At 54.2% G+C, this 12138-nt stretch carries 12 protein-coding genes and 1 other annotated feature; of the genes, 7 read left to right on the plus strand and 5 right to left on the minus strand.

Annotation, left to right across the window (positions count from 1 at the left end):
- Positions 1-268: 268 nt before the first annotated feature.
- Positions 269-1435 carry a pyridoxal-phosphate-dependent aminotransferase family protein gene (locus NWF31_RS13860; RefSeq protein WP_258361096.1) on the minus strand — a complete coding sequence of 389 codons (1167 nt, stop codon included), beginning with the start codon at positions 1433-1435 and terminating at the stop codon, positions 269-271.
- A gap of 133 nt (positions 1436-1568) precedes the next feature.
- Positions 1569-1802 (minus strand) — a binding site (T-box leader).
- Between the two features lie 93 nt (positions 1803-1895).
- A complete protein-coding gene (locus tag NWF31_RS13865; RefSeq protein WP_258361097.1) occupies positions 1896-2510 on the minus strand; it encodes a class I SAM-dependent methyltransferase in 615 nt (204 codons plus the stop codon).
- 194 nt (positions 2511-2704) lie between these two features.
- On the opposite strand from NWF31_RS13865, the gene NWF31_RS13870 reads away from it, so the two are divergent.
- The 4 genes from NWF31_RS13870 (at position 2705) to garR (ending at position 7634) form a co-directional block, all read left to right on the plus strand.
- On the plus strand, positions 2705-3865 hold the full coding sequence (locus NWF31_RS13870) for a pyridoxal phosphate-dependent aminotransferase (RefSeq protein ID WP_258361098.1): 1161 nt from the start codon (positions 2705-2707) through the stop codon (positions 3863-3865).
- Between the two features lie 321 nt (positions 3866-4186).
- Positions 4187-5857 (plus strand): biosynthetic-type acetolactate synthase large subunit, encoded by a 1671-nt coding sequence (ilvB, locus tag NWF31_RS13875; RefSeq protein ID WP_258361099.1) that lies wholly within the window; start codon positions 4187-4189, stop codon positions 5855-5857.
- 67 nt (positions 5858-5924) lie between these two features.
- Positions 5925-6713 (plus strand): hydroxypyruvate isomerase, encoded by a 789-nt coding sequence (gene hyi / locus NWF31_RS13880; protein WP_258361100.1) that lies wholly within the window; start codon positions 5925-5927, stop codon positions 6711-6713.
- Between the two features lie 24 nt (positions 6714-6737).
- The gene (garR, locus tag NWF31_RS13885) at positions 6738-7634 is read left to right on the plus strand and encodes a 2-hydroxy-3-oxopropionate reductase (protein ID WP_258361101.1); all 897 of its coding nucleotides are present in this window, start codon (positions 6738-6740) and stop codon (positions 7632-7634) included.
- Between the two features lie 325 nt (positions 7635-7959).
- On the opposite strand, the gene NWF31_RS13890 is transcribed toward garR, so the two are convergent.
- Together NWF31_RS13890 and NWF31_RS13895 are read right to left on the minus strand one after the other, a co-directional pair.
- Positions 7960-8985, minus strand: coding sequence for a carbohydrate kinase family protein (locus tag NWF31_RS13890; protein WP_258361102.1), 1026 nt, complete (start codon positions 8983-8985; stop codon positions 7960-7962).
- Between the two features lie 200 nt (positions 8986-9185).
- A complete protein-coding gene (locus tag NWF31_RS13895) occupies positions 9186-9461 on the minus strand; it encodes a BMC domain-containing protein (protein WP_422880292.1) in 276 nt (91 codons plus the stop codon).
- Between the two features lie 74 nt (positions 9462-9535).
- Here NWF31_RS13895 and NWF31_RS13900 point away from each other — a divergent pair, with 74 nt between their 5' ends.
- The 3 genes from NWF31_RS13900 (at position 9536) to NWF31_RS13910 (ending at position 10876) form a co-directional block, all read left to right on the plus strand.
- Positions 9536-9724, plus strand: a complete 189-nt coding sequence (locus tag NWF31_RS13900; RefSeq protein ID WP_258361103.1) for a hypothetical protein — start codon at positions 9536-9538, stop codon at positions 9722-9724.
- Positions 9725-10184: 460 nt separating this feature from the next.
- Positions 10185-10463, plus strand: a complete 279-nt coding sequence (locus NWF31_RS13905; protein ID WP_258361104.1) for a ribbon-helix-helix protein, CopG family — start codon at positions 10185-10187, stop codon at positions 10461-10463.
- Positions 10463-10876 (plus strand): type II toxin-antitoxin system VapC family toxin, encoded by a 414-nt coding sequence (locus NWF31_RS13910; protein ID WP_258361105.1) that lies wholly within the window; start codon positions 10463-10465, stop codon positions 10874-10876. Before NWF31_RS13905 ends, NWF31_RS13910 begins: the two co-directional genes overlap by 1 nt.
- A gap of 82 nt (positions 10877-10958) precedes the next feature.
- Here NWF31_RS13910 and NWF31_RS13915 read toward each other — a convergent pair whose 3' ends face one another.
- On the minus strand, positions 10959-12095 hold the full coding sequence (locus NWF31_RS13915; RefSeq protein ID WP_258361106.1) for a glycoside hydrolase family 15 protein: 1137 nt from the start codon (positions 12093-12095) through the stop codon (positions 10959-10961).
- Positions 12096-12138: the final 43 nt, after the last annotated feature.

Below are 12138 nucleotides of genomic sequence, written 5' to 3' on the forward strand. Positions count from 1 at the left end.
CCGGAGGATAGCCAGGCCGCGTTCGTCGATTCCGTCCAGGGCTAATACGTGCATTGCGGTTATCCCCTCCCTTGGAAATGAGGTTCTGCCATGTAATTCAGCTTTTTGTAGGCTGGATGTAAAGGCTCCGGGCTCGGTGGTTCTCGGCTAGCAAACTTAGCGCTCAGCCTTGCTCCCCTCCAGCCCCTTGCCTCAACCTACATTTTCATGCTTAGTGGAGCGGGCGCTTAGCCCCTATAAGCAGCTCCACTCCTAGCTGGACATGGTTTTACACGCCGGCAGGCCTTTCTTCGCCTAATATAGCCCCGGCCGCCGCCACCGCCGCGCCCCGGTTCACCTTTACGCCGGCATCAACGAGAACATTTTCCAGGGCGGCCAGGCCGGCCAGGATGTCGCTGTAACTTACATAACCCAGGTGGCCGATGCGGAATACCCGGTCCTTGACATCGCCCTGCCCGCCGGCAACAACTACGCCGAACTTTTCCCGCAAAGGGGTAATTATATCTGCCGGTTTCATGCCTTCCGGTACACATACGGCCGTCACTGCCGGTGAGGCCACCGCGTCTTCAGCCAGGAGTTTTAGTCCCAGGGCGCGGACCCCTGCCCGTACCATATCCCGCATCAAGGCATGGCGGGCAAAACTGCCGGCCAGGGTTTCCTCCTTCAGGATGCGCAAGGATTCCTGCAGCCCGTAGAGAAGGGAGACGGCAGGTGTAAAGGGGGTCTGGCCCTTTAGTCCTGAATTTCTCGCTTTTTTAATATCAAGGTAAAAACGCCGGTTGGTGCATTGTTCTGCTGCCTGCCAGGCGCGGGCATTCACGGCCAGCATGGCTAAACCCGGCGGCAGCATGAAGGCTTTCTGGGAACCGGCAATTACGACATCAACCTTCCAGGCGTCCATGGGTAAATCGGCGGCTACCAGGCCGCTGATGCTGTCCACAATGAGGAGGGCGGGATGGTTTCCCCGGGCACGGCTGATGGCCTGGATATCGTTTAAAACCCCGGTCGAGGTCTCATTGTGCTGGACGAGAACGGCCTTAATCTTATGTTCCTTATCGACTTCCAGGCGACTGGCTATGGCCTGGGGATCGGCCGCCTCCCCGTACGGGAAGGCCATAACCTCCGTTTCGACATCGAAAGCACGGCAAATCTGGATGAAACGCTCGCCAAAAGCGCCAATGGTTACGGCCAGCACCTTTTCTCCAGGTGAAATAAGGTTGGCAACGGCCGCTTCCATGCCACCGGTCCCAGAAGCCGTTAAGATGACCACCTCGGCGCGGGTCTGAAAGGCATCCTTTAATCCTTCCGTTATTTCTTCCCACAGGGCTTTAAACTCCGGGCCGCGGTGGTTTATAGCCGGCCGCGCCGTGGCCAGGGCTACCCGGGGTGGGACCGGCGTCGGCCCGGGTAAAAGTAAGATTTGCTTATCAGTCATAAAAAACACCCTTTCCCGTTTTTATTGCGACATTATTAAGAAATGCGGGCTATATTATCCCCTGTTAAGGGTTAAGATCGATAAGTCACCTCCCAATTTTACCCAACTAAAAATAAAAACTCTCGTCCCTTTTGTAAGGGACGAGAGTTTCACCCGCGGTGCCACCCTAATTGACCGGGTTAAAATGCCATAACCCGGTCCCCTCTACATGCGTAACGGACATGACCGCCCCGGCTTCTTCCTTATGCAGGATTTCTCGCCGGGTACTCAGGGGTGCCCCTCGACAGCCTCCGGGCTGGTTCCCACCGTCCACCAGCTCTCTCGCCTACCGGAGTGGGCTGCCGACACTCCCCCTCATCGCTTTAACATTAACTAATTTGTAGATTATATTAGCATACCGTGGCAGGAAACGCAAGGCCGGATAATATATTTAACAAATTATTAAAGAAAGTTGGAGGCTTTAAATTCCCCCGGGATGCCCGATAATCAATTTAACAATCTTTGCGGCTAAATCCTCCTCCCGTTCAATCTCGATACCGGCCATCCTCACATTGGCCACCGTACGGCGGTTAATGTTGGAACCGATTAGATACAGGACAAGGGGGTTCAGGGCATCCATCACGGGGCCAAAAAACCAGTGCTCACTGCGTACATGCTCCAGCAGTACTATCCTGCCTTCCGGGCGGCAGACCCGGCGTACTTCTTTTAGCCCCTGCACCGGATCGGGTACTGTGCAAAAAACGCAGGTGGCTACCACCGTGTCAAAACTGGCGTCTTCAAATTCCAGGTGCTGGACATCCATCTCTATTAAGTCCACCGGTGCCGGGGCCATTTGGAGCTTTTGCCTGGCCCGGGCCAGCATCCCGGGGCTGAAGTCAATGGCCGTTACCCGGCATTCAGGTGGATAAAAGGGGAAATTGGCCCCCGTACCTACCCCAACTTCCAGCACTCGACCCCGTGCTTCCTGCCACACCCGCCGGCGCCAATCACCGGAGATCATCCGGTCCATCCAGTCATAAAAAAGCGCAGTGCGGTTATAACGGTTTTTGATTATTTCGGTTAATTCTCTGGCCACTTCTTCATCACCAAAATTATTATATCATCATGTTTTCGCCGGTATATACAAAGAGTTGAATATCCTGCATCTATGGTAACACCTGCTGTACCACTTGTCAAAAAAGTAATATAAATTAGCGGGCAGGATTCCTGCTTCCCCGTGGCGAAAAAACTTAACATTATTTAATTATTATAGAAGAGGGTGGTAAGCACATGCCTGACAGGGAAAAAGACATCGCCACCCGAGCCCGGGAAATGCCGCCCTTTATCGTCATGGACATCCTGGAAAAGGCCAAAGAAATGGAAGCCCGGGGAGAGAACATCATCCACCTGGAAATCGGCGAACCGGATTTCGATACCCCGGAACCTGTGAAAGAAGCCGCCCGGCGCGCCCTGGCAGCAGGGGATACCCACTATACCCACAGCCTGGGCAAGCCCGAACTCCGGGAGGAAATCGCCCGCTACTACCGGCGGAAATACGGGGTTAGCATCTCGCCCGACCAGGTCGTCGTTACATCCGGCACCTCCCCGGCCATGCTCCTGGTCTGCGGCGTCCTCCTGGAACCGGGAGACGAAGTCATCCTCCCCGACCCCCATTACGCCTGCTACCCCAATTTTATCCGCTATACCGGAGGCCGCCCGGTAATGGTGCCGGTATGGGAGGAAGACGGCTTCAAATACCGGCCGGAGGAAATCCGTGCCCGCCTTACCACCCGCACCCGGGCCATCATGGTCAATTCCCCCGCCAATCCCACCGGGACCGTCTTTACGGCAGACGAATTAAGAGCCCTGGCCCAGCTGGAACCCTGTATCATTGCCGACGAGATCTACCACGGCCTTGTTTACGAAGGCCGCGAGCATACCATCCTGGAATTTACCGACCGGGCCTTTGTCATCAACGGCTTTTCCAAGCTCTACGCCATGACCGGCTGGCGCCTGGGTTACGTCATCGCACCGCCGGAGTTTGTCCGGCCTTTACAAAAGCTGCAGCAGAACCTCTTTATCTGCGCCGGTTCCTTCGTCCAGGCCGCCGCTATCACCGCCCTGCGGGAATGCGACGAGCACGTGGCGCACATGGTAGCTACCTACGACGAGCGTCGCCGTTACCTGTTGAACCGCCTCAAAGCCATGGGCCTGGCCACCCGGGTCGAGCCCACCGGCGCCTTTTATGCCCTTGCCAACGTCAAGAAATATACAAACGATTCCTATTCCTTTGCCTTTGAAATATTAGAAAAGGCCCGGGTAGCCGTTACCCCGGGCATCGACTTCGGCCGCAACTGCGAGGGTTACCTCCGCCTCTCCTACGCCAATTCCCTGGAAAACATCAAAGAAGGCCTTGACCGGCTGGAAGATTTCCTGGCCGGCCGCCGTTAATACACCGGTTAATATCCCGGGTTAAATAAAATCTCATGAGGAGGGTTAAATAAGGTATTCACAGGTCTAGGCCGGGTATCAATGATAATATACACGTTTTAAAACTAAACGGCCTTACCAGCAAACTAAAAAGAAAAAATTTAAGGATAAATAGTTAACCCGCTTTCCCCCTATCCCTTTCCCGACAAGAAAAATACGCCAGCGATTCTTTCAAGCTGCCGGGAAGACCTTTAACGGTTAAAGCCTTTATTTTTTGTGGTGTCCCAATTAAAATAAAATCTCAAGAAACAAGTATACGGATGGGGGGTAGGGTAGTATATAATGCTTGTAGCCGAAGTTCTTGTAAAAATATTGGAAAGCGAAGGTGTCCGTGCTGTTTTTGGAATACCCGGTGCCAGCGTTACACCGGTGTATAAATATCTTTCTTTATCCAAAAAAATAAGTCATTACACGGCAAGACATGAAGAGGGTGCGGCCCATGCGGCCGACGGCTATACCAGGGCCAGCGGTAATATTGCCTGCTGCATTACTACCTCGGGACCCGGGGCCACCAACCTGGTAACCGGGCTGTACAACGCGCAAATTGATTCCATACCTATAGTGGCGATCACCGGCCAGAACAACCGTTCCCAGCTGGGTAAGGAAGCCTTCCAGTGCGTCGATATTGTGAGTACGGTGCGTCCTTATGTTAAAGGCGCCTGGTGCGTAACCGAACCGTCCAGGGCGCCAGGTATCATCAGAGAGGCCTTCCGCCTGGCCAGGTCGGGGCGGCCGGGACCCGTCCTCATTGACCTGCCCCTGGATGTCCAGACAACCGATATAACCTATGACCCGGAGCTGGACGCCCCCCTGCCATGGGATAAACCTGAACCCAATCCCCGGCAGGTTAAAAAAGCCGTAGAAATGATTTTGGCTGCCAAATCCCCCGTTATCCTTGCGGGGGGCGGGGTGATCATAGCCGGAGCCACCAGGGAACTCCTGGAGTTTGCCGGGTACCTTTCCCTCCCTGTCGTTACAACCTATATGGGCAAGGGCAGTATACCCCCGGATCACCCCCTTTATTGCGGCCAGGTAGGGACCCAGTGCAATACACCCTTCGGCAATAAGGCTTTCCTGGAATCCGACCTTGTTCTGGGCATCGGCTGCAGGTTTAATGACCGGCATACCGGTAACGTTGATGTCTATACCCGGGGGCGAAAGTTTATCCATATCGATATAGAACCCACCCAGATAGGGCGCACCATAAGTACCGACCTGGGAATAGTCGCCGATGCCCGGCTGGCACTGGCAGCGCTACTGGAAGCTGCGAAAACAAAAACCGGGAAAAGGGACCCCCGGGGCTGGGTCGTCAGGATACCGGAGCTCAGGGAAAAAAGCGAGCGCCGGGTACAATTCGATGATATTCCCATTAAGCCCCACAGGGTTTTTCATGAAATAAACGAATTGCTGGGCAAGGATACGATTTTTACCGTCGGCTGCGGTGTCGTCCAGATCTGGTCGGGGCAGTTCCAGAAAACATGGCGGCCCAGGTACTACCTCCCCTCGGGTGGAGCGGGAACCCTGGGCTTTGAAATCCCGGCGGCCGTAGGGGCCAAGATAGCCAACCCTGAAGCCCGGGTTTGCGCCATCGTCGGTGACGGCGGCTTTACCTTTCAAGGCGAAGCCCTGGCCATGGCCTGTCAGTATGGCATACCAATCATCGTCATCATAATAAACAACGGCTACCTGGGTCTTATCCGCCAGAACCAGGCCCTGAATTATGGCTATGAGTATGCCGTAGACCTGTGGTACAACGACGGGAAAATAGATTTTGTCCGGGTTGCCTCAGGGTACGGTGCCAGGGGCGAAAGGGTAACGCAGCCGGAGGAGATAAAGCCGGCGCTGGTAAGGGCCCTGCACGCCGGTGTTCCTTATGTCCTTGATATAATCGTCGAGAGGAAAACACTATGTTCAATGGGGTCCAGTATTGACGCCATCCAGGAATACGCATGAAACACCCGGGAGGTGATCGTGCAGGAAACTTTGTGACCATACTACTTCATTCAGGAGGTATTGAACCATGCCGAAGTTCGCTGCTAATTTAACGATGCTGTTTACCGAATTACCCTTCCTGGAGCGCTTTAATGCCGCCCGTAAAGCCGGGTTTAATGCGGTAGAGTTCCTGTTCCCCTATGACTTTAGCCTTGACGCTATCAAAACATCCCTTGCCGAAAATAACCTCCGGGTAGTGTTATTTAATCTCCCCGCAGGCAACTGGGCCGCCGGTGAGCGGGGTATTGCCGCCGACCCCGGGCGCACGGAAGAGTTCCGCGCCGGTGTCAGGCAGGCTGTCGAGTGGGCCGGGCAACTCCATGTCCCCCGCCTGAACTGCCTGGCAGGTAAAATAAACCTGGCTTTTTCCCGGGAAGAGCACTGGCGGGTACTGGTAGAAAATACCCGTTACGCAGCCCGGGCCCTGGCCGAACACAATTTAAAACTGATGGTAGAACCCATTAATCACTATGACGTCCCGGGCTTTTTCCTTAACACATCCGGCCAGGTTTTGCGATTGATCGAGGAAGTAAACATGCCCAACGTATACCTGCAATACGACCTTTACCACGCCCAGAAGGAAGAAGGCAATTTAACGGCTACGTTGCGCGAGCATATTCAAGGTATAGGACATATCCAGATAGCCGACAATCCCGGCAGGCATCAACCGGGGACCGGGGAAATAAATTACCCCTTCTTGCTGCGGGAAATTGACAACCTGGGGTATGAAGGCTACGTGTCCCTGGAATATATTCCCGAACCCGATACACTGAGTTCTTTGGGGTGGATTAAAGCTTACGGGTACAACCTGGAGTAACTTTTACGAAAGGAGTAGATAGTAATGAGTAAAATCGGATTTATCGGTCTCGGCATCATGGGCAAACCCATGAGTAAAAACCTCATCAAGGCCGGACACCAGCTGGTAGTCTACGATATTGTTAAAGAGGCTGTTGCAGAGGTAGTTACCGCCGGCGCGGAACCCGCGGGTTCTCCCCGGGAGGTGGCCGAACGCTGCGACATATTTATTACCATGCTTCCCAATTCACCCCAGGTAAAGGAAGTAGTCCTGGGGGACAACGGGATCATCGAAGGCGCGCGGCCGGGTTCCATCCTTGTCGATATGAGTTCCATAGACCCCATGGTTACCAGGGAAATTGCCGCCAGGTTAAAAGAAAAAGGCATAAGAATGCTGGATGCCCCGGTCAGCGGGGGCGAGCCTAAAGCCATTGACGGCACTTTGTCGATTATGGTGGGGGGACGGCAGGAAGACTTTAATGAATGCTATGATATTTTAAAGGCCATGGGGGCCTCGGTGGTCAGGGTCGGCGATATCGGCGCCGGTAATGTAACCAAGCTGGCCAACCAGATCATCGTCGCCCTGAACATTGCCGCCATGTCTGAGGCCCTGGTACTGGCCACCAAAGCCGGGGTGGATCCGGACCTCGTCTACCAGGCTATCCGCGGCGGGCTGGCGGGGAGTACAGTCCTCGATGCTAAAGCCCCCCTGGTAATGGCCAGGAAGTTTAATCCCGGTTTCCGGATCAACCTGCACATCAAAGACCTGGCCAACGCCCTGTCAGCCGGGCATGAGGTGGGAGTACCCCTGCCCCTGACTGCGGCGGTCATGGAAATCCTCCAGGCCCTCAAGGTTGACGGCCTGGGTGATGCCGACCACGGCGCCATCGTTCGCTTCTACGAGAATTTGGCCAGGGTGGAGGTCAGAAAACAGGACAGGTAAATTTCTTTAATTTTACTTTTATGTACCGGGTGTGTCCAGATGATAATGTTTTTATATTATTAATTGAAACGGGGGGGTCGGCTTAAATCAATGCCGACCCCACGCGACGTAATGCCCCGTTAGGTCAATATAACTTCTTCACGGCGATCTTTGACGCTTTCTCCGTTGTATTCCTTTAACCCCCCCCCCTTACAACCAAATTTCTTACTTCAAACCGTCCGGGCACGGCGGCGGAATTCCCGCAGCACCTTTTCTTCCTGGGCCACAGCAAGTTCAATTTCTTCGGAACTGCTGTTGATATCCAGGTAATATCATCATTTGCTCCTTATGTTGCTAATTTAGCCACTTCTTCTTTTGTCGGCAAAGCCGGTATCACGCCGGTTCGGGTGCAGGTAAGGGCCGCGGCAACGATGCCCCAGCGACCCAACCGCTCTATCCAGGAGGGAGCCAACGCCTCAACGTTCAGTCCCTGGCGAATGGCTTCAGCCATCACCACCAGCATGCCGGCCATGAATGCATCCCCGGCACCCGTAGTATCCACAGCGTTTACTGGTAGGGCTGGTATCTCTACCGGCAGCCCTTGCCGGTACAGGACAGCCCCGGCCGCGCCCCGGGTAACAGCGATTAGCCGTGGCCCCTTCACCCCGGTACATTGGTCCGTGGATAACTCCCCGGAGAATAGTTTCCCGGACAGAAGCGCCTCTATACCATCGGCCAGAATCGAACAACCTGTCAAAAATGCTAGCTCCTCTTCATTGAGCTTGATAATATCCGCTTTTGCGGCTGCTTGCAGGATCTTTTCCCTGGCCGTCTCCCGGTCCGGCCAGAGGGAAAGGCGTAAGTTGGGGTCAAAGGAGATAATCGCCCCGGCCGCCCGGGCCAGCCGTACCGCCTCCATAGTGGCGCTCCTGGCCGGTTCCACCGTTAGTGAAACGGAACTGAAGTGGAGGATACGGGTCTCCTCAAGTACTTCGGGCGGCAGTTCGCCGGGGGCCAGCCTCGTATCGGCTGTCCCGTGGCGAAAGAAGACAAACTCCGGCACCGCCTTTTCGTTCAAGGCCACAAAAACCAGGGTAGTATTGGCCTCGTCATCACGTAGCAGTCCCCGGGTGTCCACACCATTCTCTTCCAGGGCCTGCTGCAAATAATCACCGAAGGCGTCCCGGCCCACCTTACCGATGAAACCGGCGCGGCCGCCCAGGCGCGCCACCCCTACGGCTACATTGGCCGGCCCGCCGCCGGCAGCACAGCGAAAATCAGTCACTTCCGCCAGGGGAAAACCTTTGGGGCTGCCCACGAAATCAATTAAAATCTCACCTATGGAGACAACATCGAGGTTTTTGGCTGGCATAAAAACATCCCCCAAGGTAATAGAATTTTGCAGCGAAACAAGTCCTTTCTAATCTCATAACTTGTATATCGCAAGACTACCACAAACAGTTTTTTGGACATATAGATCATAAAATATGCCCAAAATCAATTACCATGATTTAACGGCAGTGATATACATACATAGGACCAGAGAGGGGACCGGTGAAGGGACACCAGTCTTTATTTAGGCACCCAAATTAGCTCCGCCACCTGCCGCGCCACCATCAGTTCCTCGTTGGTATCAATGGCCAGGATGGCCACACCCTTAAGGGCTGGGAAGACATCCGGATGCACGTTAGCAAGGACCAGGCTGCTGATGATGTTCGCCGCGAACCCTGCTTTGCCTGCTTCGACGGCGCTCTGGACCGCGCTGATATCCCCGGCAACTAAGATGATATATTTCCCCGGGCACATGATGGTGGCCTGGAGGAGATCCACTGCCGCCGTTTTGACCATGGTGTCGGCTGCCAGGACCCCCGCAAAGGCAACCTCACCAGTCGGGGACGGTACAATTCCAGGGTCAGGGGGGCTTGGCGGTTATAAGCCCCCAACCCCAGCCTGGTTACCAGGCGGCCGGTGGGTACCTGGCGCCCGGCCCGCCAGGGGTTAACCGTGGGTTGTTCCCCTTGCCGGCCCAGCCGGTAGCCCTGGCGCCGCAGTTCCTTTTTTATGGCGATATTAACCTGGCGGGGCGAGAGTTCCAGGGTGCAATGGGGTGAGCCACCACGCCGGCAACGGTAAGATATTTTGCTGTTAAAATATATGTTATTAAAAAATGGCTCCATGATGAAGATTCCAATGGGTCTCAATCTGAAAAAGGTTTATTTTGTTCCTTTATTTGTGTTTGCGCTGGCACCCCCGATAATGACCGATGCGATGACGTTTAACTCCCAACCCGTGCCGGTGGAAACAATCGAGTACCGCCTGTCTTATTTTACGCTTACTTAATAGTTAAAAAGACAGCCGCAACGGTTGCCTTACAATCTTTAATACCTTGGAGAAACTTTATTCTGTTTTATTAACTATTGCGCCATAAAGTATAGTTTAACGTCGGATTGGTAGAATGAGCCTTTGATAAACCTCTATCAAGCATTGCCACTACAAGTATTTAGATGGTGTATAATACTTGCCCACTATACACCATTTATACTATAATGACACTGGAAGGAGGTAAATTTTATGCCCCAAATCAAGATGGTAAGACGCCAGTTGTATGTACCTGTTACCCTGAATAAAGAATTAAAAGAATTGTCCCGGCGCGCCAGGGTTTCTGAATCGGAAATCGTTCGCCGGGCGCTGATCATGTACCTCGAGCAGGAAAAGCGGCGTAATACACCTCCGGAAAAGAATCCGGTATTGAAGGCGATAGGAATTTTTGCTGGCAAAGCAAGTCCTTTTACAGCCAGCGAAAGGCATGATGATATAATATATGGCTCGGGGCATCCGGAGGCAAATTAATGAAAGTATTTGTTGATACAGGTTTATGGTTTGCTTACCTGGTCCGAAGCGACCAGCATCATCACGAAGCCGCTCAGGTGATGGTATCCTTGCAAGCCGAAGGCACCCTGCTTGTAACTTCTGATTTGATCCTATCTGAAACTTATACTTTACTGATGCGCAAGTTAAATACAAAGGCAGCCCTGCAGTTTCTTGATATAATAAAACAGCAAGTTGAGGAAGGATTTACCGAAATAATCTGGGTCGATAAGGAAATTCTGCAGGAAGCGCGTAGGCGCCTGGAGAAATTTTCCGATCTTTCCCTAACTTTAGCCGACGCTACCAGCGCCGCTATTTTGCGGCTTAACAACATCCCTCGTATCGCCACCTTCGACCGCCATTTCGAGATAATGAGGTTTTCTTCGCTTCCTTAAACCTTAAGACTCTTCCGCCTCTGGCCTTGCCGGCAAGGCGGAGATGGTGCCAGGGCTTCATAGGCATGATGCTATTCTAATTTTAAACTTCCATGCCCTTAACGGCAATGATATACATGGCGTGGGACCAGAGGAGGGGTTTGGCGATGGGTCCCCAGCGCTCCAGCCAGTATTGGTAGTGGGCCTCGGAAGTAAGGTTTTCCGGCACCTGCTCCGGTAGGTAGCCGTTGGTATCGGCCCGGGCTTCCACCCAGACCAGGAGTTCCCTGGCCCGGTCTCCTTCCCCCTGCAGGCGGTAGTACCAGGCCAACCATGCAGTGAGGAGGAGCCACTGACCGCCGCCGTAGTAGGTATCTGCAGCGTAGCGTTTCACTCCACCGGCACAGAGCTCATCTTCAATCCTGGCCACCGTCGCTGCGAAGACAGGATCATCCAGGCTGCAGAGGCCGAAGGGCACTCCCAGCCAGAGGAGGTTGGCATCAACGGCATCCTGACCGGCAAACTTGACCCAGTGATCGTCCCGGATAAACTCCCTCCTGGCCAGTTCAGGCAGCTTTTCCAGTACATCTTCTACCTTTAAAGCCAGTCGTCCCGGATATTGCTCTCCTTTTGGCTCCCTGCCGTCGTCGTGGCATCCTGTTCTCCGGCCTTCATCTTCCAGCCAGGGTAAAATGGCCTTCAAACCTCCATATATGGCCGCCAGGGTGGAGGGGTGGCGGTACTCACCGTATTCCTCCCAGCAGTCCAGGCAAGGGTGCTGCCAGAGGCCGGTGAGGTATCGCACCACCAGTTTAACGGCCCGCCAATAAACATCTTCCCAGGGGCCGCCGGCCCGCAGGTGGGCGGCCAGGCCCCAGAGGAAGGTGCCGTAGCCGTCCAGCTGGAAATTGCCCCAGGGCTCCCTGCCCTCTTCCCCGGTGAGGGTATAGCGGGTATGGAGGCAGTTGGTATCATCTATGGGCTGGCCCCGGGTTACGGCCGCCACGGCCCGTTCTACCTTATAGCCGTGGGCGATAATGGTGCGGGCGCCGAAGCGGTAAAACCCCCCGGCGGCTTCCCTTTCCCCCACCAGGTCCAGGGCGTGGGCGATAAAGGTCCCATCCCGCAGCCAGAAGTAATTATAGGGCGGGTAATCAGGAGCCGCCGGGAAGGCACCCGTCGAGGCCTGGTAGGCTTTCAATATATCTATGCTCCGGGCAAAAAGTTGACCTGCTTTCATGAAGCCTCCCCGGTAAATCTTCCTGTACTAAAAGAAGGGCTGT

Source organism: Neomoorella sulfitireducens, assembly GCF_024733845.1.
GTDB lineage: Bacteria > Bacillota > DSM-521 > Neomoorellales > Neomoorellaceae > Neomoorella > Neomoorella sulfitireducens.